Source organism: Curtobacterium sp. MCBD17_019 (assembly GCF_003234555.1).
Taxonomy (GTDB): domain Bacteria; phylum Actinomycetota; class Actinomycetes; order Actinomycetales; family Microbacteriaceae; genus Curtobacterium.
Window position 1 is genome coordinate 103909 of record NZ_QKTT01000011.1, and the last position, 21042, is coordinate 124950.

Annotated in this window: 25 protein-coding genes and 1 riboswitch; of the genes, 7 read left to right on the forward strand and 18 right to left on the reverse strand. The window is 72.9% G+C overall.

Annotated elements, in window-relative coordinates; genetic code table 11:
• Positions 1 to 58 precede the first annotated feature (58 nt).
• Complete coding sequence (locus tag DEI82_RS11520; protein WP_111036830.1) at positions 59 to 760, forward strand: TetR/AcrR family transcriptional regulator; 702 nt, start codon at positions 59 to 61, stop codon at positions 758 to 760.
• Here DEI82_RS11520 and DEI82_RS11525 read toward each other — a convergent pair.
• From DEI82_RS11525 to DEI82_RS11540, 3 genes are all read right to left on the reverse strand, one after another.
• Positions 750 to 1364: a superoxide dismutase gene (locus tag DEI82_RS11525; protein ID WP_111009403.1), complete on the reverse strand. Its 615-nt coding sequence runs from the start codon at positions 1362 to 1364 to the stop codon at positions 750 to 752. The two genes, DEI82_RS11520 and DEI82_RS11525, sit on opposite strands and share 11 nt — an antisense overlap.
• On the reverse strand, positions 1357 to 1947 hold the full coding sequence (locus DEI82_RS11530) for a flavin reductase family protein (protein ID WP_111013561.1): 591 nt from the start codon (positions 1945 to 1947) through the stop codon (positions 1357 to 1359). Before DEI82_RS11530 ends, DEI82_RS11525 begins: the two co-directional genes overlap by 8 nt.
• A gap of 212 nt (positions 1948 to 2159) precedes the next feature.
• Complete coding sequence (locus DEI82_RS11540) at positions 2160 to 3683, reverse strand: MFS transporter (RefSeq protein WP_111036831.1); 1524 nt, start codon at positions 3681 to 3683, stop codon at positions 2160 to 2162.
• Between the two features lie 138 nt (positions 3684 to 3821).
• Between DEI82_RS11540 and DEI82_RS16620 the strand changes: the two genes are divergently transcribed.
• Positions 3822 to 4370: a TetR/AcrR family transcriptional regulator gene (locus tag DEI82_RS16620; RefSeq protein WP_111013563.1), complete on the forward strand. Its 549-nt coding sequence runs from the start codon at positions 3822 to 3824 to the stop codon at positions 4368 to 4370.
• Between the two features lie 66 nt (positions 4371 to 4436).
• Entirely contained in the window at positions 4437 to 4607 is a 171-nt protein-coding gene (locus tag DEI82_RS16250) for a hypothetical protein (protein ID WP_181434856.1), read from the forward strand.
• 167 nt (positions 4608 to 4774) lie between these two features.
• Here the strand turns inward: DEI82_RS16250 and ribH are convergent, their stop codons facing one another.
• From ribH to DEI82_RS11560, 3 genes are read right to left on the reverse strand one after another with little or no spacing between them, the layout of a single operon-like run.
• A complete protein-coding gene (gene ribH, locus DEI82_RS11550; RefSeq protein ID WP_111009399.1) occupies positions 4775 to 5254 on the reverse strand; it encodes a 6,7-dimethyl-8-ribityllumazine synthase in 480 nt (159 codons plus the stop codon).
• Positions 5251 to 5925, reverse strand: a complete 675-nt coding sequence (gene ribB / locus DEI82_RS11555) for a 3,4-dihydroxy-2-butanone-4-phosphate synthase (protein WP_111036832.1) — start codon at positions 5923 to 5925, stop codon at positions 5251 to 5253. The genes ribH and ribB overlap by 4 nt, the downstream gene beginning before the upstream one ends.
• Complete coding sequence (locus DEI82_RS11560) at positions 5922 to 6539, reverse strand: riboflavin synthase (RefSeq protein WP_111036833.1); 618 nt, start codon at positions 6537 to 6539, stop codon at positions 5922 to 5924. Before DEI82_RS11560 ends, ribB begins: the two co-directional genes overlap by 4 nt.
• Positions 6540 to 6611: 72 nt before the next feature.
• A riboswitch (FMN riboswitch) is annotated at positions 6612 to 6749 on the reverse strand.
• Between the two features lie 106 nt (positions 6750 to 6855).
• Here DEI82_RS11560 and DEI82_RS11565 point away from each other — a divergent pair.
• Positions 6856 to 7287: a GNAT family N-acetyltransferase gene (locus tag DEI82_RS11565; protein WP_111009396.1), complete on the forward strand. Its 432-nt coding sequence runs from the start codon at positions 6856 to 6858 to the stop codon at positions 7285 to 7287.
• Between the two features lie 7 nt (positions 7288 to 7294).
• Here the strand turns inward: DEI82_RS11565 and DEI82_RS11570 are convergent, their stop codons facing one another.
• The 3 genes from DEI82_RS11570 to DEI82_RS11580 form a co-directional block, all read right to left on the reverse strand.
• On the reverse strand, positions 7295 to 7831 hold the full coding sequence (locus DEI82_RS11570; RefSeq protein ID WP_111036834.1) for an Lrp/AsnC family transcriptional regulator: 537 nt from the start codon (positions 7829 to 7831) through the stop codon (positions 7295 to 7297).
• Positions 7832 to 7906: 75 nt separating this feature from the next.
• Positions 7907 to 8551, reverse strand: coding sequence for a hypothetical protein (locus DEI82_RS11575; RefSeq protein WP_111009394.1), 645 nt, complete (start codon positions 8549 to 8551; stop codon positions 7907 to 7909).
• A 38-nt stretch (positions 8552 to 8589) separates the two neighbouring features.
• A complete protein-coding gene (locus DEI82_RS11580; protein WP_111009393.1) occupies positions 8590 to 8970 on the reverse strand; it encodes a DUF5997 family protein in 381 nt (126 codons plus the stop codon).
• A 43-nt stretch (positions 8971 to 9013) separates the two neighbouring features.
• Here DEI82_RS11580 and DEI82_RS11585 point away from each other — a divergent pair, with 43 nt between their 5' ends.
• On the forward strand, positions 9014 to 9772 hold the full coding sequence (locus DEI82_RS11585) for a LysR family transcriptional regulator substrate-binding protein (protein ID WP_181435193.1): 759 nt from the start codon (positions 9014 to 9016) through the stop codon (positions 9770 to 9772).
• Between the two features lie 4 nt (positions 9773 to 9776).
• Here the strand turns inward: DEI82_RS11585 and DEI82_RS11590 are convergent, their stop codons facing one another.
• The 3 genes from DEI82_RS11590 to DEI82_RS11600 all read right to left on the reverse strand — a co-directional run bounded on the left by DEI82_RS11590 (position 9777) and on the right by DEI82_RS11600 (position 12750).
• On the reverse strand, positions 9777 to 10490 hold the full coding sequence (locus DEI82_RS11590) for a DNA-3-methyladenine glycosylase I (protein ID WP_111036836.1): 714 nt from the start codon (positions 10488 to 10490) through the stop codon (positions 9777 to 9779).
• A 192-nt stretch (positions 10491 to 10682) separates the two neighbouring features.
• Positions 10683 to 11042 (reverse strand): hypothetical protein, encoded by a 360-nt coding sequence (locus tag DEI82_RS11595; protein WP_220035630.1) that lies wholly within the window; start codon positions 11040 to 11042, stop codon positions 10683 to 10685.
• Positions 11043 to 11070: 28 nt separating this feature from the next.
• A complete protein-coding gene (locus DEI82_RS11600; protein WP_111027053.1) occupies positions 11071 to 12750 on the reverse strand; it encodes a sodium:solute symporter family protein in 1680 nt (559 codons plus the stop codon).
• Positions 12751 to 12987: 237 nt separating this feature from the next.
• Between DEI82_RS11600 and aroQ the strand changes: the two genes are divergently transcribed.
• On the forward strand, positions 12988 to 13428 hold the full coding sequence (aroQ, locus tag DEI82_RS11605) for a type II 3-dehydroquinate dehydratase (RefSeq protein ID WP_111036838.1): 441 nt from the start codon (positions 12988 to 12990) through the stop codon (positions 13426 to 13428).
• A 323-nt stretch (positions 13429 to 13751) separates the two neighbouring features.
• On the opposite strand, the gene DEI82_RS11610 is transcribed toward aroQ, so the two are convergent.
• Together DEI82_RS11610 and DEI82_RS11615 are read right to left on the reverse strand one after the other, a co-directional pair.
• On the reverse strand, positions 13752 to 14750 hold the full coding sequence (locus DEI82_RS11610) for a hypothetical protein (RefSeq protein ID WP_111036840.1): 999 nt from the start codon (positions 14748 to 14750) through the stop codon (positions 13752 to 13754).
• A 630-nt stretch (positions 14751 to 15380) separates the two neighbouring features.
• A complete protein-coding gene (locus tag DEI82_RS11615) occupies positions 15381 to 15986 on the reverse strand; it encodes an NAD(P)H-dependent oxidoreductase (protein WP_111036842.1) in 606 nt (201 codons plus the stop codon).
• 217 nt (positions 15987 to 16203) lie between these two features.
• Here DEI82_RS11615 and DEI82_RS11620 point away from each other — a divergent pair, with 217 nt between their 5' ends.
• A complete protein-coding gene (locus DEI82_RS11620; protein ID WP_111013572.1) occupies positions 16204 to 16692 on the forward strand; it encodes an MSMEG_6728 family protein in 489 nt (162 codons plus the stop codon).
• A 236-nt stretch (positions 16693 to 16928) separates the two neighbouring features.
• Here the strand turns inward: DEI82_RS11620 and DEI82_RS11625 are convergent, their stop codons facing one another.
• The 4 genes from DEI82_RS11625 to nadB all read right to left on the reverse strand — a co-directional run bounded on the left by DEI82_RS11625 (position 16929) and on the right by nadB (position 20991).
• Positions 16929 to 17189: a hypothetical protein gene (locus DEI82_RS11625; protein WP_146242901.1), complete on the reverse strand. Its 261-nt coding sequence runs from the start codon at positions 17187 to 17189 to the stop codon at positions 16929 to 16931.
• Between the two features lie 88 nt (positions 17190 to 17277).
• Positions 17278 to 18417, reverse strand: coding sequence for a cysteine desulfurase family protein (locus tag DEI82_RS11630; protein ID WP_111036846.1), 1140 nt, complete (start codon positions 18415 to 18417; stop codon positions 17278 to 17280).
• 7 nt (positions 18418 to 18424) lie between these two features.
• Positions 18425 to 19366: a carboxylating nicotinate-nucleotide diphosphorylase gene (gene nadC, locus DEI82_RS11635; protein ID WP_111036848.1), complete on the reverse strand. Its 942-nt coding sequence runs from the start codon at positions 19364 to 19366 to the stop codon at positions 18425 to 18427.
• Positions 19363 to 20991 carry an L-aspartate oxidase gene (gene nadB / locus DEI82_RS11640; RefSeq protein ID WP_111036850.1) on the reverse strand — a complete coding sequence of 543 codons (1629 nt, stop codon included), beginning with the start codon at positions 20989 to 20991 and terminating at the stop codon, positions 19363 to 19365. The genes nadC and nadB overlap by 4 nt, the downstream gene beginning before the upstream one ends.
• Positions 20992 to 21042 lie beyond the last annotated feature (51 nt).

Below are 21042 nucleotides of genomic sequence, written 5' to 3' on the forward strand. Positions count from 1 at the left end.
CCTCCAGTAGCATTCCACATGCCAGTCGACCTCGACGACACCGGAGGACAGGACCGCCGTGCCACGCAGACCCGATCCCAGCATCAAGCCCGCGATCGTCGAACGCGTCGCCGCGCATCTACGGGCCACACCGATCGAGGCCGTCACGCTGCGCGGCGTGGGTCGGGCCCTCGGCACCAGCGCGTACCCGCTCGTGTACCACTTCGGATCCCGGGACGCTTTGGTGGACGCCGTGGTGGAGCACCTCGAGCGGACGTGCGACCACGTGGAGCTCGATTCCTCCGCGACGCCGACGGACCTCCGCAGCTGGTTCCGGGAGCAGTTCGGCAACCTCGGCGATCCCGACCGGTACTTGGCCGCGCGGTTGACGTTCGAGCTCGGCGCGACCGAGCCGCTCCGCGGCGGATGTCGGCACCGCCCGCGGCACGACCGCCAGGTCGCGTCCGTCGTCGCGTGGTGCCGGCATCACGACGTCACTGATCCCGAGCGACGGGGGCGCGAGGCCGTCCTGTACGCGCGGGGCGTGCAGTGGGGCGGTGTGCTCGACGGCGACCAGCAGGCGGCGGACCAGGCGCTGCACCGGATCGCACGCACGTTGGCCCTCGCCGCCGGACGTGCCGATGCGGCGGTGGGGCCGATCGACACCACGGGGCCGGACGCCGAGCACGACGAAGGCCGCCCCGAACGGGGCGGCCTCCGTGTCGAACCTGATCGCGATCGCAGCGTCGTGCCGGACCGCGACGGTCAGGTCAGAGCGTGACGAACGACTGCGCCTTGGCGTTGGCGAAGCGCGCGGCGACGTTCTCCCAGTCGACGATGTTCCACACGGCCTTGACGTAGTCCGCCTTGACGTTGAGGTAGTCGAGGTAGAACGCGTGCTCCCACATGTCGAGCATGAAGATCGGGACGAGCCCGAACGGGATGTTGCCCTGCTGGTCGAACAGCTGGAACGTCGTGAGCTGCTGCCCCACGATGTCCCAGGCGAGCACCGACCAGCCCGAGCCCTGGATGCCCGTGGCGACCGCGGAGAACTGGGCCTTGAACTGGTCGAACGAGCCGAAGAACTCGTCGATCGCCGCGGCGAGCTCACCCTCGGGCACCTTCGTGTCCGGGCCGAGGTTCGTCCAGAAGATCGAGTGGTTCACGTGGCCACCGAGGTTGAACGCGAGGTCCTTCTCGAGCTTGTTGACGTTCGCGAGGTTGCCCGACTCACGGGCCTCACCGAGCTGCTGCAGGGCGGTGTTCGCCCCCGCCACGTAGGTCGCGTGGTGCTTGTCGTGGTGGAGCTGCATGATCTTGCCGCTGATGTGCGGCTCGAGCGCGGCGTAGTCGTACGGCAGTTCCGGAAGGGTGTACTCAGCCATCGGATGTCCTTTCGTGTTGGGTTGGACGTGCGGGCCCCGCGGCCGGATGGACCAGCCGGGAACGATCGGTGAGGGAGTGGAACTCCCGGTTGTGGTAGACGAGCGGCTCACCCTGCTCGAGGCCGAGCACGATGTCGAGCACCTCGGCGACGACCACCGTCGAGCTGCCGATCGGCGTCGTCGAGAGCGGACGGCACCGCAGGACCGATGCCGCCGCGGGCAGGTACCAGTCGCCGGAGGGCAGGCGCTCCCAGATGCCCGGCTCGTCGACGGACGGACTCCCCGTGGAGGCGAAGCGCCGGGCGAGCTCCACGCCGCCCGCGTGCATCAGGTGCACCACGAACAGCGGCGCACCGAGCACCGCACCGGCCGACCCGGAGTTCGTCGACAGCGAGAACACGAGGACGGGCGGGTCGACCGCCACCGACGCCACCGACGACGCCGTGAGCCCGGTCGGACCGTCCGGTGTGTCGGCCGTGATGACCGCGACCCCCGCAGGGTGTCCGCGGAACGCCGCCTTGTAGGCGTCGGTCAGGTCACCGGGGGTGCCGGGCACGGACTGGGGGGTGTCGACCTGGGGCATCAGTCGGGCTCGTTCTCTTCCTCTTCGGGCGCGACCCGTCAGGGCCACGTCCCAACGTAGGACTTCGAGCGCCGTTGAGGTCAAGATCCACAGCAATCGCGTGCGGTCGGGCGTGGCACGGGCGGCCGAGGCGTCCCCCTGCGCGGCGGGCCCGACCTGCGCGGCGGGCGCGACCGGCGCGGCGGGCGCGACCGGCGCGGCGGGCGCGAGGGTCAGCGGACGCGCCGGAGCGTGAACCAGGCGCCGACCGCAGCTGCGACCATGAGCACCGCGGCGACGCCGGCGGTCGTCGTGACGCCCGAGTCGAACGCGGCGCGCGCCGATGCGAGCAGTTCGGCGCCCGCGTGGCCGCCGAGGGACCGGGCGGCGGCGACCGCCCCGCCGAGCGTCTGGCCGGCGGCGACGTGCTCGGTCGATGACAGCCCCGCCGGCACGACGACGTGCGCGCGGTACGCGGCGGCGAGCACGGTCCCGAGCACGGCCGTGCCGAGCACGGCGCCGATCTCGTAAGCCGTCTCCGACAGCGCCGACGCCGCACCCGACTTCGCGGCGGGCACCGTCGACACGATGAGGTCGTTCGTCACGGTCTCGGACGCGCCGATCCCGACGCCGAGGAGCACGTACGCCAAGGCGAGCGCCCGGATGTCCGCACCGTGTCCGAGCGCGGCGACCAGGGCGTACGCGGCGGCCGAGGACAGCAGCGACACCGCGACCACCCATCGCGGAGCGATCCGGGCGACGACCGGGACGACCACGAGCCCGGCGACGACCGACAACACCGTGCCCGGCAGCAGGACGAGTCCGGCGGTGAACGGGTCGAGCCCGGCGACGAGCTGCAGGTGCTGCGAGATGAAGTACAGGAACCCCGTGAGCGAGAACATCGCCGTCATGTTCGTGACGATGCTGCCCGTGAACGGCACGCTGCGGAACAGCCGGACGTCCAGCATCGGCACACGCGCGGTGAGCTGGCGCCGGACGAAGGCGACGCCGCAGACGACCCCGACCGCGAGTGCGGCGAGCGCGGCACCCCGGGTGTCCGGATCGGCCAGCGACTTGATCGCCCACGCCGTCGGGGCGAGCGCCGCGAGCGACAACGCCATGCTCACGAAGTCCACGGGACCCGGAGCGGGATCACGGGACTCGGGCACGAGGAACGGCGCGGTGAGGAGCAGCAGGACGAGGATCGGCACGGCGAGGAGGAACACGCTCCCCCAGGCGAAGTGCGCGAGGAGGACGCCACCGACCAGGGGCCCGAGCGCGCCGCCTGCGGAGAACGTGCAGGACCACACCGCCAGCGCGAGGCGTCGCTCTGCACGGTCCTCGAACACGTTGCGGATGAGCGACAGCGTCGACGGCATGAGCATCGCGCCGAAGACGCCCATCGCGACCCGGGCGGCGACGAGCATCCAGGCATCGGTCGCGAACGCGGCGGCGACCGAGAACGCGGCGAAACCCGTCGCGCCGACGAAGAGCAGGCGGCGGCGCCCCCACCGATCGCCGAGGCTGCCCATGACGACGAGGAGCCCAGCCAGGACGAGGGGGTACGCGTCGACCACCCAGAGCAGCGTGGTGGCGGCGGGGTGGAGGTCGGCGGAGATCGCCGGGAGCGCGAAGCTCAGCACGGTGTTGTCGACCGCGATGAGGAGCACGGGGAGCATGAGGACCGCGAGGGCGGCGAACCGTCGGGTGCGTGTCGACGCGGACGGACGGCGGACGGGGGCGAGGAGCAGGGACATCGGTGGTGCTTCCGGGACGGCGGTGGTGCTGCGCAGGCGACGGCACGCGTCGCGGCGAGGTTGACCGATCTACTGTACCGACCGGACGGTACATGCTGCAAACGCCGGCTCGCGCACCGCGCTCCCTAGACTGAGGAGATGACCAGCGCGCGGGACCGCATCCTCGACAGCTTCGTCGGCATCGTGTGCGACGACGGCGAGCGCGTCGCCACGCTCGATGCCGTCGCGGCCCGCGCTGGGGTGTCGAAGGGCGGATTGCTCTACCACTTCGGGTCCAAGGCGGCGCTCGTCGCGGGCCTGTGCGAGCGGCTCTCGGACCTCGGGGTCGCCGACGTCGAGCGGATGCGGGCGGCGACGGACGGCCCGGCGCGGTACTTCGTCCGCAACTGCGAGTTCGTCGGCAGCGAGCTCGACCTCGCACTCCTCGCCGCGTCACGGCTGCAGCAGGCCGGCTACGAGGAGGCCGGTCGCACCCTCGACGAGGTCGAAGGTGCCTGGCTCGCGGCGCTCGTCGACCACCTCGGCGACGTCCCCACGGCCCAGGCGATCAAGCTCATGGGCGACGGCCTGTACCACGCCGCGGCGCTCGGCGCGGTCGCGGGCGGGCGCTCCCGTGCCGAGGGCGTCGTGATGGAGGACATCCTCGGCGTCGTCGACCGACTCGTCGCCACCCGCCCCGACGCCTGAACGACCGCGGCCGTCACCGGGGACTAGACTGGGCGTCGTTCAACCGCTCGTCACCGGAGGTACCTCGTGGGCCGCGTCTTCCTCGCCCTGTTCTCGATCGCACTGTTGGTCGTCGCGATCTACCTGTTCGGTGTCGCGTTCCAGGTCTCCAGTGGGCAGGGCTTCATCTTCTTCGGCGGCATCCTCCTGATGTGCCTGTCGTTCGGACTGCCGATCCACGCCTTCTCCAAGCGCTAGCGTTCCTCGACGGAACGGAACGGCCCCGCATCCCATCGGATGCGGGGCCGTTCGCCGTCCCGGCGGCAGTGTCGATCGCGTGCGGGGCCGTTCGCCGTCCCGGCGACAGTGTCGAGCGCGTGCAGGGCCGTTCGCCGTCCCGGCGACAGCGGCCGGTCGCGGGTCGGTCAGGCGCGACGGTGGAGACCGCGCAGCGCCACGGCAGTCGAGACCGCCGCGTGCAGCGCCTCGGCGCCCTTGTCCTCCTTCGAGCCGGGCAGCCCGGCACGGTCCAGCCCCTGCTGCTCGTCGTCGAGGGTGAGCACCCCGAAGCCGACGGGCTTGCCCGTGTCGAGCGCGACCCGGACCAGGCCGCTCGTCGCGGCGTCCGACACGTACTCGAAGTGCGGTGTGCCGCCACGGATCACGACGCCGAGGGCGACCGCCGCGTCCGCCCCGGCCACGAGCGCGGCCTTCGCCACGACCGGCAGCTCGAAACTGCCGGGGACGTGGATCACCTCGGTGCTCGCCCCGAGCCGCTCGGCCTCACGCAGGGCGCCCTGGAGGAGCCCCCCGGCGATCGTCTCGTGCCAGCGCCCGGCGACGATCGCCACGTGGACACCCGTTCCGTCGACCTCGTCACGCTCGGCCGCTCCTGCTCCGCTCATCCGTCCTGTCCTCTCCAGGACCGTCCGGCCCCGTCCCGCGCCGTCAGCCACGCGCTGAGCTCGGCGATCGTGATGACCGGGACGCCTTCGCGCGCCCCGAGTTCCAGCAGCGCCGGCAGGCGCATCATCGCGCCGTCGTCGCCGACGATCTCGCAGATCGCTGCGGCAGCGCGGAGGCCGGCCGCCGTCACGAGGTCGATCGCCGCCTCGGTGTGCCCCGGGCGCTCGCGGACGCCGCCGGGACGTGCCCGGAGCGGGACGACGTGACCCGGTCGGTGGAGGTCCCCGCGCTGCGATCGCGGATCGGCGAGCACGCGGAGGGTCCGTGCACGGTCGGACGCCGAGATGCCGGTCGTGATCCCCGCGGCGGCGTCGACCGTCACCGTGTAGGCGGTGCCGCGGACGTCCTCGCTCCGCTCGACCATCGGCGGCAGGTCGAGGGCGTCGGCGATCGCGGCGCTCACTGGCGCGCAGATGAACCCGGACGAGTGCCGCACCGTCCACGCGATCCACTCCGGAGTCGCGAGTTCCGCGGCGAGGACGACGTCGCCCTCGTTCTCACGCTGCTCGTCGTCCGCCACGATGACCGGGCGGCCGGCGATGAGCGACCGGAGGGCCTCCTCGACCGACGCGAGCCCCGCCGGCGGTGCGTCGGCGCCGGTGGCGGTCATCGTGCCTCCAGGCGGAGCATGCGGCGGACGTGCCGGGCGAGCACGTCCGTCTCGACGTTCGCACGGTCGCCGGTGCGCAGGGCGCCGAGCGTCGTGGCGGCGAGGGTCTCCGGGATGAGCGAGACCTCGAACCACGCTGCGTCCGGGGCGACGGCCTCGTCCGAAACGGCGCTGACGGTCAGGCTGACGCCGTCGAGGGCGACGGACCCCTTGTCGACGACGAGGGGCGCCAGTCCCGGGGTCAGGGCGAAGCGGACCCGTCGCCAGCCGTCGCCGTCCTCGGTGGCGAGCACGGTGGCCGTCCCGTCGACGTGCCCCTGCACGATGTGACCGCCGAGTCGGTCGCCGACGCGCGCCGCCCGCTCCAGGTTCACGCGGTCACCGGCCCGCAGGCCGCCGTGCACGCTCATGTCGAGCGTCTGCCGCATGACGAACGCCGTGAACGACGACGCGTCGTGTTCCACGACGGTCAGGCAGACGCCGCTCACCGCGATCGAGTCGCCGTGCCGGACGCCCTCGACCGCGACGGGCCCGGTGACGGTGAGCGCGATGGAGTCCCCGCGGTCCTCCACGCGGTCGACGTGGCCGAGTTCCTCGATGATGCCCGTGAACACTGGTGTCCTGTCTGTCGGGACTCCGGAGGGTTCCACGGGAGGACGCCACGGACGGCCCACGACGGTGGACCGCCCAGCGCTTCCTCCCGTCCGGACTCTCACCGTCGGTCCCGGAGTTCCACCGGGTCGACCACGGTCGGACATCGGTCCGCCCGCAGCTCGTGGACTGTCACCACCGGTTCGGAATTGCACCGACCCCGGAGCGCTGTACGTGGACGGAACATTACCGCACCGGCCCCGCCCGTAGAGTGGACGACGGCCGCCACCCGGAGCGGCCGGTTCGCATCGCCCCACGACGGGCGGCAGGAAGGACACCGTGGCCTCGATCTTCAGCGCCCCGACCCGCAACCTCGACGTCGTCACGCTCCACGAGATCCTGCGGCTGCGGCAGGACGTGTTCGTCGTCGAGCAGGAGTGCGCCTACCCGGACATCGACGGCCGCGACCTCGAGCCCGGGACCGTGCAGTGGTGGAGCGGCAACGGATCGGTCGACGCCACGCTCCGGGTGCTCCACCAGCCGGACGGCACCGAGCGCATCGGCCGGGTCGCCACCGCCCGCGGGGCGCGGGGCACGGGGCTCGCGTCGGAGCTCATCCGCGCCGCGATCGACTCGTGCCGCAGCGGCAGCATCGCCATCGACGCCCAGTCCCACCTGCGCGACTGGTACGCCCGGTTCGGCTTCGTGCAGACCGGTGACGAGTTCATCGAGGACGGCATCCCGCACGTCCCGATGACGCTGACGCGCTGACGCGTCGCTACGCCTGCCAGCGCCGGAGTTCCCCGAACGAGCGCGCCTGCCGGGGTCGCTCGGCGACGAGCCGCTCGAACACGATGTTCGTCTGCGTCGTCGCGACCGACGGGTCGCCGCTCAGCTCGTCGGCCACGAAGTCCCGCAGCTGCTCGGTCGAGGTGCACGCGATGTGCACGAGGAAGTCCTTGTCGCCGGCGAGGAACGACACGTCGAGCACGACCGGGATCGCGAGCAGTCGTTTGGCGAACTCCCGGAGTTCTCGGCGTGCCGCGGCGTGGACCCGCACGGAGACCATCGCCTCGATCGCGAACCCGAGGCGTGCGATGTCGACGTCGGCGCGGTACCCGCGGACGATGCCCGCCTGCTCCAGGGCCCGGACCCGGGTCAGGCAGGTGGACGGAGCGACGCCGACCTCGGCCGCCAACCGGTTGTTGGGGATCCGAGCGTCGGACGCCAGGACCCACAGGATGCGCTCGTCGACCTCGTCGAGGCGGACGGACCAGCTGTCGGCGCGGGTGGCCGGAGTCGAACGATCGAGCACGGGCGGGCCTCCTGGTCGAATCATCCGGCGATGGTGTCCCTGATCGTCGCACGACGGGGCAGCCGGCACCACCCGTCACATCATGAGCGTCATGCCGACGACCGCGACCGTCATCGCGAAGACCTCGCCGCTCCGCACCGCACGGCGGTCCTCCCGGCCCCACTCGTACCGCAGCAGCCACCCGCTGAACGCGCAGTACCCCACGACACCCGCACCGAGCACCGCCGTGAGGACGAGCGTGTGCGCCATCGGATCGGCCGACGCGGCACCCAGCACCGCCGACGCGGTCGAGCCGTGCCCCGCCCCGCTCGTCGTGACGCCGCTCGCGCCGCTCGATCCGGCACCGCTCATCGCACCGCCCATCGCGCCACTCATCGCACCGAGCAGCAGCATCCCCGCCATGACGACCGCGGAGAGCGCCCGGTGCACGTCCATCGGGTCCGCGCGCCGGGCCTCCCGGCCGTCCTCGGCCCGTCCTGGTGCGCCGGCCGCCCGAGCGCGCGACCCGATGACCGGAAGGGGCGCCACGAGCAACAACGCCGCCCCGGCCACGAGGGACCAGCCGGTCCCCACGCCGAACGCCGGGAGCAGCATGGCCACGAGCATCACCAAAGCCGGTACGACCACCGCCGGCCGGGGCCGGTACCGGTCGCCGACGACGCAGCAGACCGACGCGAACTGCGGCACCACGAGCATGGCGGTCGCGATCGGGTCGTGCACCGGGAGGCCTCAGCGGCTCGGCAGTCGGGGGTGCGGGGTCAGCGCGTCGCGGCCCGTGCGGCTCGCTGCTCCTTGACGCGGGTGTTCTCGGCACGCACCGCGGCCTGCGTCGCACGCTCGCGGACGAGCCACTCGGGCATCTCCTGCAGGAGCGCCTTGATCTCGGCCGTCGTCAGCGCGTCGTCGACACCGGCGCGCGCGAGTCCCGAGACCGACACGCCGAGCTTCGCGGCGACGACCGGCCGGGGGTGCGGACCCTCGCGCCGGAGCTCCGCGAGCCACTCCGGCGGCTCGGCCTGCAGCGCCTCGAACGTGGAGCGCGACACCGGCGCCGAGCGGAACGACTCGGGCGCCGCGGACACCAGGATGCCGAGCTTCTTCGCGGCCGTCTCCGGCTTCATCGTCTGTTCCTGCGCCATGCCCACCAGGGTACGGGACCCGCCCCGGTCCTATGCTCGACGCATGCCCGGAACCCTCACCGTCGCGTTCGTCCCGGGCGTCTCCCCCGCACGGTGGGCACGGGTGTGGCGGGAGCGGATGCCGGACGTCGAACTCGTGCTCCGCGCGGTCGGCGCCGACGAGGTCGACCGGGCGCTCGACGGCGACGCCGACATGTGCTTCGCCCGGCTCCCCGTGACCGAGGGTCTGCGCGCGATCCCGCTGTGGACGGAGACGCCGGTCGTCGCCGCTCCGAAGGACTCCGAGTTCGCCGAGGTCGACAGCGTCACCGAGCGCGACCTCGTCGGGATGACCCTGCTCGGCGGCGGCCCGGTTCCGGACGACCTCGACGGCACGCTCGATCTCGTCGCCGCGGGCGTCGGCCTCGCTGTGCTGCCCCAGTCCCTGTTCCGTGCGGCGAGCCGCCGCGACCTCGTCGCCCGTCCGCTCGTCGACGTCGAGGGGACGCGCGTCGCGCTCGTCTGGCGCGACGCGGACGCCTCCCCGGTGACGGACGAGTTCATCGGCATCGTCCGAGGGCGCACCGCGAACAGCTCCCGCGGGCGGGACGCCGCGGACGTGCGTGACGCGGACGGCACGGACGGCCGGCAGACCCACGGTCGCGTCAGCAGCGACGGCCGGGAGGCCCGCGGTCGCCCCGGTGCCGACGGCCGGGAGGCGCGGCGCGGCTCCGGCAACGAGTCCAACGGCCGCCCCGGCACGGCCGGCGGCCGCGGTCGGACCGCCCGCCCGACACGCGGACGTCCGAGACGAGGGCGCTGAACGGTCAGGCCGGCCAGACACCGGAGCTGCCGCGACGGTGGCTGCCCACGAGGTGGGTGTCGACGATCCCGACGGCCTCCATGAGCGCGAACATCGTCGTGGGACCGACGAACGCGAAGCCCCGCTTCCGCAGGGCCTTCGCGAGCGCGACCGACTCCGGGCTCGTGGTCGGGACCTCGGCGACGCTCCGGGGCGCGGGTGTCGTCTCGGGCCGGAAGGACCACACGAACTCGGCCAGACCGCCCTCGTCGCGGAGGGCGATCGTCGCGTTCGCGTTCGTGATCGTCGCGAGCACCTTCGCGCGGTTCCGGACGATGCCCACGTCGGCCATGCAGCGGGCGACATCGGCCTCGCCGAAGGACGCCACCACGTCCGGGTCGAAGTCCGCGAATGCACGTCGGAACGCCGGTCGCTTCGCCAGGACCGTGCGCCAGCTGAGGCCGGACTGGAACGCCTCGAGGCTCAACCGTTCGTAGAGGCCGCGCTCGTCCCGGACGGGCATCCCCCACTCGGTGTCGTAGTACTCGCGGAGCAGCGGATCGGTCGCCGCCCATCGGGGGCGTGCCAGGCCGTCCTGGCCGCGGACGAGGTCGAGAACGGCGCTCCGCGCATCGGCGGGCACCGGATCAGCAGGCGGATCGGCAGGCACCGGATCGGCGGGCGTCGGATCGGCGGGCACGGGCACGGGCACGGGGTCGGCGGGCGTCGGGTCGGTCATGTGCCGATCCTCCCGGCCCCCACCGACAGGTGCCCGGCGCCGGCCGGGGGCTGGCCCTGGGCAGCGGAGGACGCGAGGAGCGGGTCGGGTGCGGCGCGTGGCGGTTCCGCGCCGCGCCTCCCGGCCGGGACACGACGGACGGGAGGGCCGTACCGGTGCCGGTACGACCCTCCCGTCGGGCGTGTGCGCGCGTCAGGCCAGCTCGTGGCCCTCGCCCGCGGCCTTCTCGACGTCCTCGCGCTCGAGGTTGCCGACGATGTCCTCCTCGGGCACCGGCGCCAGCCGGTCCCACAGGAAGAAGAGCAGCCCGAGGACGAGCATCGAGATGCCCGTCCACAGGTTGATCTGGATGCCGCCGGTCTTCTGTCCGTCGGTCGCGTGGTGCGCGATGCCCGTCAGCGTGACGATGATCCCGTACAGGACGAACAGGCCCCCGAGGATGCGGCGCAGGTCGAACCGACGGGTGGACGTGACGTACTCGCGCTTCTCGGCGTCCGTCATCGGAGCGCCCTCGCCACCGGGAGCGGTGCCCGGCTTGTTGGTCTCACTCATGGTGATCTCCTTGTCGAATCAGGACGGTCTACAGGAACGGCAGGTACAGGAGCACGCACAGGACGAGCGCAGCCGTCCCGAGCAGTGCCGGCGACCGGTACCAGGCGGTGTCCGTCGCGACCGAGTCGCCGTGCAGGTCGATCTTGCCGATGCCGTACACCAGCCCACCGAGCTCACGCTCGTCCCGCGGCTTCGTGAACATGCTGATGAGGAACCCGAACACGAGCACCGTGACGAACGAGATGATCGCGCCGTAGAGGGTCTCGGCGGTGCCCGTCGCGAAGAGCTTCGGGTTGACGAGGTAGGCGATCCACGTGACGGTCGGCGCGATGATGCCCGCGATGTACGACCACAGCGCCGCCGAGGTCGTCATGCGCTTCCACAGCAGGCCGAGGATGAACACGGCGAACAGCGGCGCGTTGAAGAACGAGAACAGCGTCTGCATGTACGTCATGATGTTCTGCGCCTGCGCAGCCAGGAACGCCGTCGCGATGCCGATGAGCACACCGACGATCGTCACCCAGCGCCCGGTCTTGAGGTAGTGCACGTCCGGCATGTTCGGCTTGATGTAGCGCTGCCAGATGTCGTAGGTGAATACCGTGTTGAAGCTCGACACGTTCGCCGCCATGCCGGCCATGAAGCTCGCGAGCAGCCCGGTCACCGCGACGCCGAGCACGCCCGTCGGCAGGTACATCTGGATGAGCTTCGGGATCGCGTCGTTGTAACTCAGCCCGGAGTGGTGCGCACCGGCGAGCTGGTTCCCGAGCGTCGCCGCGGCGATCAGACCCGGGATGACGACGATGAACGGGATGAACAGCTTCGGGAACGCCGCGATGAGCGGGGTCCGACGGGCGGCCGACATATTCTTCGCCGAGAACGCGCGCTGCACCTCGGTGAAGTTCGTGGTCCAGTACCCGAAGCTCAGCACGAAGCCGAGGCCGAGCACGATGGCGAGCCAGTTCGCCCCGATCGGGTTCGTCGTGTGCCCGATCGCCGTGCCCGCCCAGGTGGACAGGTGCCGCGCACCGTCGGTGTGCTCGACCGCCTTGGTGAGCCCGGACCAGCCACCGACACGGTGCAGGCCCACGATCGTCAGCGGGATGAGCCCGGCGATGATCACGAAGAACTGCATGACCTCGTTGTAGATCGCGCTCGAGAGCCCGCCGAGGGTGATGTACACGAGCACGAAGCCCGCGCTGACGATGATCGCGAGCCACTCGGGCCAGCCGAGCATCGCCTCGATGACGATCGCCATCGCGTAGAGGTTGATGCCCGCGATGAGGACGTTCGACACCGCGAACGCCAGGGCGTTGACGAGGTGCGGGGCCTTGCCGAACCGGCGGAGCATGAACTCCGGCACCGATCGCACCTTCGAGCCGTAGTAGAAGGGCATCATCACGAGGCCGAGGAACACCATCGCCGGCACCGCGCCGATGAGGTAGTAGTGCAGGGTCGCCATGCCGATCTGCGCGCCGTTCGCGGCCATGCCGAGGATCTCGGTGGCACCGAGGTTCGCGGAGACGAACGCCAGACCGGTGATCCAGGCGGGCATCGACCGGCCCGACAGGAAGAAGTCCATGCTCGTCCGGACCCGGCGACGGGCCGTGAAACCGATGCCGATGACCACCGCGAAGTACACGATGATCATCACGTAGTCGACCCAACTCAGATCGAGTTGGATCCCGTTCTGTCCTGCAGCGAGAACCATGTCAACTCCACGTCGAAGTGCTTGCGGGGCGGGGCCCGGGGACGGGCTCCGGAGACGCACTCGATCGTGTCGGCGCGCCTCCGTGTGGGGGCGGGAGCGGCTCGGAGCCGATCCGACCCGGAACGTTACACCTCAGGGAACCAGGTGGAACCTCTCCGCCGACTCTCGGTTTCGAGGCGTGTGACCGTTCACATCCGGTGAGGCGCACAGGGTGGGCTCGGTCGTTATCCTCGGAGGATGCCCGCGCCCCGCATCCTGGTCCTCAACGGTCCGAACCTCGACATCCTGGGACGCCGTGATCCCGCGCAGTACGGCATGGTCACGCTGCAGGAGCTCGAGGACCTGGTGCGGACGACCGCGGAGCCGCTCGGACTCGAGGTCGCCTTCCGACAGAGCAACCACGAGGGCGAGCTCGTCACGTGGCTCCACGAGGCGCTCGACGACCACGCCGGCGTCGTCATCAACCCCGCTGCCTACGCCCACACGTCGGTCGCGTTGCACGACGCGGTCGAGGCCCTGACGGTGCCCGTCGTCGAGGTCCACCTGTCGAACGTCTTCAAGCGCGAGCCGTTCCGCCACGTCGACCACGTCGCGACCGCGGCCACCGCCGTCATCGAGGGCGCCGGGGCCGACGGCTACCGGCTGGCGGTGCTCCACCTGGCGACGCTGCTCGGCTGATCACGTCGGGACCGCGCGCGCTGCCGGTCGACAACGCAGGAAACCGTCGCCGGGAGGGACGGCGCGAGCCCGCACCGCGCCTCCCGTCCTGCGTTCTCATCCGAGCCGCGGCAGGCGGCAGGCGGCAGGCGGCAGGACCGACTCGCGTCGACACCGCAGGAACCCGCAGCCAGGAGGCACGGGGCGCGGCCGCACCGCGCCTCCCGTCCTGAGTTGTCCGCTCCAGCAGGCGGCAGGATCGACTCGCGTCGACACCGCAGGAACCCGCAGCCAGGAGGCACGGGGCACGCCCGCACCGCGCCTCCCCGCGGTCGGCCGCAGGCCTACGTCGCCGGGTCCATCGCGAAGTACGCGCTCGTCATCGTGTCGTCGGCCGTGTCGCGGTCGGCGTCGTCGGAGACGCCGGTCGCGATCGACACCACGACGCTGTTGTACGCGAACCGCTCGACACCGACCGGCCGGACGTCGAGGGCGACGGTGAACCCGAACGCGGCCCCGGCGGGGATCGGGACGGCCACGACGAAGTCCTCCGCGAATCCCTCCTCCGGGGCCACGGGACGTGGGGTGACGGTCGCGGCGCTCATCCCCAGCGCGGTGGCCGTCACGCTGAAGGCGACGATGCGAGCCGCGGAGACCAAGGCGCCACCGGCGGGCAGCACGTCCGGCACGACCACCCGGACGACCGCGCCGGCGGGCGCGTCTGGTCCCGTGTTGCTGAAGGCCGTCGTCACGGAGTACGTCCTCCCGCTCTGCCAGAGCCACTGCTGGTGCTCGTCCAGGTACTCGAGCGGCCGCTCGACGAACGGCTGCCAGCCGCTCCCGGCAGCGTTCCCCACGTCGGTCACCGCGAGGTCCAGGACCGGCGTGGTCGTCACCTGCGCCACCGCGGGCGGCAGTCCCGCGACCGACGCGGTGAGCACGATGACCCCGGGATCGAGCGATGCGACGAGGCCGGTCGCGGTGGCCTGTCCCGCCGCGTCCGTCACCGCCGTCGCCGTGGTGGTCCCCGGCGTGCCGAAGAACGCCGGTCCGGACACGCTGAAGACGACGGTCTCCCCTGGCGACGGGGTTCCGCTCCCGGAGAGCACCGTCAACGTCGCGTCGGACAGCGCGCCGCCCGCGGGGCGCACCGATGCGCCGGTGAAGGCGAGGGTCGCAGTCGCTTCCGCACTCGCGGCAGCCGCCGGGGTCGCCACCACCACGCCGAGTGCAGGGACGCTCCATGCAGCCGCCGCGACCACCGCCCGCCGCGGTAACGAGGACGGCGGAACCACCGCCTCCCGTCCGGTGCCGTCATCGTCCGTGCTGCCCTGTCCCACCATGGCGTCCCTCCTGCGGGCCGCGACCGACCCGACGACCGGACCATAGGCTCGCCGACCGTCCTGGCGGCGCTTCGGGACCCCCGTTCCACCACCGACGTCACCCCATGCCTCGAGGGAGGTCACCCGCAGGCGCGTCGACAACGCAGGAAACCGCCGCCGGGAGGGAAGGCGCCCGCCCGCACCGCACCTCCCGTCCTGAATTGCCGCCCGCACCAGCCACAGGACCGGCCTACGTCGACAACGCAGGAAACCGCCGCCGGGAGGGACCGCCCCGGCCCGCACCGCGCCTCCCGTTCCTGAATCACCGACACCAGCCGCAGGAACGGCCCACGTCGACAACGCAGGAAACCGCCGCCGGGAGGGACCGCACCGGCCCGCACCGCACCTCCCGTCCTGAACTACCGACACGCACCGGCCGCAGGACCGGCCCACGTCGACAACGCAGGAAACCGCCGCCGGGAGGCACCGCCCAGGCCCGCACCGCGCCTCCCGTTCCTGAATCACCGACACACCGGGCCCGGTGGCCGCGGCCGGCAGGGACCGCGCCGCCGCCAGCGGGCCCGGCGGGCTGGTCGACGCGACGCGTCGGAAGGCTGGGCAGCAGAACGCCGCCCAGCGGAACGCGGCGCGTCAGAACTCGGCGGGCCGCCGCACATCCGCTCCGGCGAGCGCACCGAGGCGCCCGCTGCGGACGATCGGGAGCGCCCGCTGCACGGCCTGGTCGATGCGCAACTCGAGCTCGACGCTGCTCAGCTCGTACGACCCCTCGTGCTTGACGAAGTCCCGCTCGTTCCCGAACACCCCGATCGGCAGCGTCGTCGACTGGAAGAACCCGAACAACGGCCGCATCTGGTGCTCCACGAGCAGCGCGTGCCGATCGCTGCCGCCGGTGGCCGTGAGCAGCACCGGGGTGTCGACGAGCTCGTACTGCCCGACCCAGTCGAAGAACAGTTTGAACGCGCCCGAGTACGCCGCTCGGAAGGCCGGGCTCCCGACGACGAGGACGTCGGCGGTCTCGACCGCCTCCAACGCAGCTCGTGTCGCCGCCGCCATGCTGTCGCGGGTGGGCGCGGCGCCGAGGTCGGCGAGCACGGGTCCGATCTCGACGACCGTGGTGCGGGCGTCCTCGAACTCGGCGGCGAACCGGTCCACGGTCGCGCGCACGAGCGTCGACGTCCGGGACGGGTCCGAGGGACTCCCGCTCACACCGACGATCCGGGGGCTGCTGCTCGTCATGCGCCGATGCTCACACGCCCGGCCATGGACGAGCCGCGATGTGACGACATGTGTCGAGGAACGGTGACCGGCACAGCGCCGGATCGGACCGCCCCCAGCCCGATCGCGACAGGCGGTCCGGCCCCACTCCCGGTCCCCGCCGACCGCTCGCGCGTAGCGTCGGTCGCGGTTCGGCGCGCCCCGGACCGCACCGACGACCGGGAGGCACGACCGCGGCATGCAGACCTTCCTGCCCTATCCGGACTTCCGTGCCTCAGCGGAGTCGCTCGACGACAAGCGCCTCGGGAAGCAGCGCGTGGAGACCCTGCAGGTGATGCGGGCGTTGACGTTGCCCGGGTACGGCTGGCAGCACCACCCGGTGGTCGCGATGTGGCGGGGCTTCCGACCAGCGCTCATGGCCTACCAGGACGCGACGTGCACGGTCTGGCTCGAACGGGGCTACGCCGACACGTGCCTCGGCAAGACGTTGATCGACCTCGGCCGGGTCGAGGAGGACCTCGAGGCGTACGAGCACGGCGACGTGACCATGCCGCCGTGGTTCGGGGACGAGGCCGTACACCGATCGCACCGCTCGAAGCTCGTGCAGAAGGCGCCGGAGTTCTACCGGGAGCGGTTCCCGGACGTGCCGGACGACCTGCCGTACACGTGGCCGGGCGAGACGGTCCGCGCGGAGGCGGCGCACACGCCCGAGGCCGACCTCGACTGACACCGCTCCGCGGGCGGAGTACGCGCGGTCCGACGCCCGGGAACGGCAGAGCCGGCCCCGCCACGGTTCAGGGGGGTGTCGTCGTAGGGTCAGGGGTTCGTACGACGACGCCGTGGCGGAGCCGGCTGCCTGAGCGCGACCACGAGGGCCGTGCTCCCCGCCGGGCGCTCAGGGTGCGTCCGGCGGAACGCGTCGATGACCGATCAGGGGGTGGTCACCGGCGCGGGTCCGAGGTGTCAGGAAGTGCGGCGATCGCCTCCGAGGGGGTGGCGGGCCGGTTCGGCGGACATCGGGAGGACGGCGCTGCCGACCGTCGCCAGGATCCCGGCGACCGCGACGACCGCGAGCGGCACGAGTGTCAGCCCGCGCGCCGCACCGAAGCCGAGCGCGAGGATCGTCGCGGGGGCCGGCAGGAGCTGCACCGCGTGGAACCGGGAGGTCCGGGTCGCGGGGCGCAGCGCCGGACTCGCCAGTCGCTGCTCGCTCGTGTCCGTCATGTCCTCCATTGTGCGGACCCCGGGCTGTCCGCGGAAGGGGGGACACGCCCCCCGAGATGGAGTAGACCGTCTAGTACACCCCTCCGGATCAGACGGCGAGGGCGCGGACCGTGTGGACGGCTGCCGCGATGGCGTCCACCACGGCGGCGGCGCCGTCCGGCCCGAGGTGCTCGTCGAACGTGAACCGCACGGCGGTGCGAGCGACCTCCTCCGGCAGCCCGAGCGCCGCGAGCACGTGCGACGTCTCCGTGCTGCCGGCCGCGCACGCGCTGCCCGCCGACGCCAGGATCCCCTGCTGCTCCAGCTCGAGCAGGACCGTCTCGCCGTTCGTGCCCGGCAGGCAGAACGACGCGTGGCCCGGGAGGCGCTGCTCGCGCGACCCGGTCAGCACCGCGTCGGGTACGCGGTCCAGGACACCCGCGACGAGGACGTCCCGCGCCGACTCGGCGACCGCGGCAGCGTGCGCACGTCGCTCGAGCGCGAGTTCGAACGCCCGGGCCAGACCGACGGCACCGGCGACGTCCTCGGTGCCCGAGCGGACGCCACGTTCCTGCCCACCGCCGTGCAGGAGCGGCTCGATCGGGACGCCCCGACGCACCGCGAGCGCGCCGATCCCCTTCGGGGTGCCGAGCTTGTGTCCGGACACGCTGACCGCGTCCGCGCCGAGCACGTCGAGCCCGACGGGCAGCCACGGGGCGGACTGCACGGCATCGCTGTGCAGGGGGACGCCGACGGCGTGGGCGACCGCGGCGAGCGCCGGGATGTCCTGCACCGTGCCGATCTCGTTGTTCGCGTGGGCGACGCTGACCAGCGTGGTGTCCGGCGTGAGCGCGGCGGCCAGGTCGGCCGGGTCGAGCCTCCCGTCCGACCCCACCGGCAGGAGGTCGACGGTGAAGCCGTGGTGCCGTACCAGGTGGTCGCAGCTCGCGAGGACGGCGTCGTGCTCGGTCGGGAGGGTGAGCACCCGGCGACCGCGCGGCGCGGCGAGCGCGATGCCCTTGACCGCGGTGTTGTCGGACTCGGTACCGCCGCTCGTGAACACGACCTCGGCCGGTCGGCAGCCGAGCGCGCCGGCGACCACCGCCCGCGCCGCGGCGAGGCCCTGCGCGGCCCGGGCACCGACCTCGTGGGCGGACGAGGGGTTGCCGAAGTCGCCCGTGAGCCAGGGCCACATCGCCTCGAGGACCTCGCGGCGGACGGGCGCGGTCGCGGCGTGGTCGAGGTACACGGCCGTCCTACCGATCGCGCGGGGCCGTGGCGACGTCGGGCTCGACGACGACGTCGAGCCCGAGGTCGAGTGCCCGGGCCGAGTGCGTGAGCGCTCCGACGGACACGATGTCCACGCCGGTCGCCGCGATGGCCGCGACGGACTCGAGCGTCACGCCACCCGACGCCTCGACGAGGGCGCGACCGCCGACGAGCGCCACGCCCGCACGGAGCATGTCCGGCGTGAAGTTGTCGAGCATGATCGTGTCGACGCCGGCGCCGACCACGGGTTCGATCTGGTCGATGCGGTCGACCTCGACCTCGAGGTGGACGGTGTGTCCGAGCCGCTCCCGCGCTGCGCGGATGGCCTCCTCGATCGGGACGCCCCGGGCTGCGAGCACCGCCAGGTGGTTGTCCTTGGCGAGCACCGCGTCGGACAGCGACGTGCGGTGGTTGTGTCCGCCCCCGCAGCGGACCGCGTGTCGCTCCAGCGCGCGGAGGCCGGGCGTCGTCTTGCGGGTGTCGACGATGCGAGCACGGGTGCCGGCCACCGCCGCGACGTAGCGCGCGGTGACCGTGGCGATGCCGGACATCCGCTGCACGAGGTTGAGGGCGACGCGTTCCGCGCGGAGCACCGACCGCGCGGCACCGGAGACGATCGCGAGCGTGTCGCCGGCCGCGAACGTGGCGCCGTCCGCACGCTCGAGTGTGACGACGATGCCGGGGTCGACCGCGGCCATGACGGCGGCGAACACGGCACCGCCGCTGAGCACGCCCGGCTCGCGCGGGGCCAGGGTGGCGGTGGCCGTGGCGTCGGCGGGCACGAACGCCTCGCTCGTGACGTCGCCCCAGGGGGCGTCCTCCTCGAGGGCGGTCTCGATGACGCGACGCAGCGCATGCGGCGGGATCGCCCCGACGGCGGTGGGGGTCGTGGGCGCGGCGGCAGTGGCACCGGTCGTGATGTCGGTCATGCAGGAACTCCCTGTCGTGGTGCGGTGGTGGGGACCGTGCGGGACACGGTCCCCTGCGTCGTCGACACCCAGGCGAGGGGCCGCGCCTGCGCGGGGTCGGTGCCGGGGTGGTCGGTGCGAGCGTGGGCGCCGCGGGACTCGGTGCGGGCCGCCGCCGCGTGGGTGACGAGGCGGGCGAGGGTCAGGAGGTTGCGGTCCTCGAGGGCGCCGACGCTCGGCGTCTGGGCCGCGACCTCGAGCGCCGCGAGGTCCCGCGCGGCGCCGGCCAGTCCGTCGGCGTCGCGGAGCAACCCGACCCGGTCCTCCATGACGGCTTGGAGCGCCGGACGCACGCGGGCCTCGTCGACCGGTGCCGGGCCTCCCGGCCGGGAGGCCCGGTCCGGGTCCGCCACGGACGTGACCGCGAGTGCGTGCGGACCCCGCAGGCGCGGCCGTGCCGGCCGCGGGACGTCGAGGGCGTCGGCGGCGCGCACGCCGAAGACGAGCCCCTCGAGCAGGGAGTTCGACGCCAGGCGGTTCGCGCCGTGGACGCCGGTGCAGGCCGCCTCGCCGACCGCGGACAGGCCCGGGAGGCTCGCCCGGCCCTCGACGTCGGTCGCGATCCCGCCCATCGCGTAGTGCGCCGCCGGCGCGACGGGCACGGGTTCGCGCGTCCAGTCGAACCCCGCCGCGCGCGTGGCTCGGGTCAGCCCCGGGAACCGGATCGGGAGCGTGGCACCGAGCGCGGTGGCGTCGAGCATCACGGGATCCCCGCCCTGCGCGCGCATCGCGGCCGCGATGCCGCGAGCGACCACGTCGCGGGGTGCGAGCTCCGCGTCGGGGTGCACGTTCGTCATGAAGCGGCGCCCCGCCTGGTCGCGGAGGACCGCGCCCTCCCCGCGCACTGCCTCGGAGACCAGGCCGCCGCCGGGGACCGCGAGGCGGGTCGGGTGGAACTGCACGAACTCGAGGTCCGCGAGGACGGCACCGGCACGCCACGCGGCCGCCACGCCGTCCCCCGTCGCCACGAGCGGGTTCGTGGTGTGTCGGTAGAGGTGCCCGGCCCCACCCGTCGCGAGGACGACCGCGTCGGCGGCGATGCGCAGCGGTTCGCCGAGGAGGTCGAGGACGTCCACGCCGCGGACGGCGCCCTCGTGCACGACCAGGTCGACGAGGAACGTCCGCTCGAGGATCGTGACGTGGCGGTCGAGCAGCGCGCGGACGAGCGCTCGTTCGATCGCCGCGCCGGTCGCGTCGCCGTCCGCGTGCAGGATGCGACGGCGGCCGTGGGCGGCCTCGACACCGCGCGTCAGGTCGTCGCCGTGCACCTCCTGGCTCGCCGGGTCGCGGGTCCGGTCGAACGCGATGCCGATCGCGAGGAGGTCCCGGACGCGAGCCGGTCCGTCGGCGCAGAGGACCTCGATCGCGTGCTGGTCTCCGGCTCCCGCACCGGCGGCGACGGTGTCCGCGACGTGGGCGCCGACCGAGTCGTCCGCGCCGAGCGCGACCGCGATGCCGCCCTGTGCGTACGTGGTCGCCGCGTCGGTGAGGGCGCCCTTCGTCACGAGGGTGACGTCGTGTCGTCCGCTGGCACGGACGGCGGTGGTGAGGCCCGCGATGCCGGAGCCGACGATGACGACGTGCATCAGGCCTCCCGGCCTGCGTCGAGGGGACGGGTGGGGGCGCTGTCTCTTATA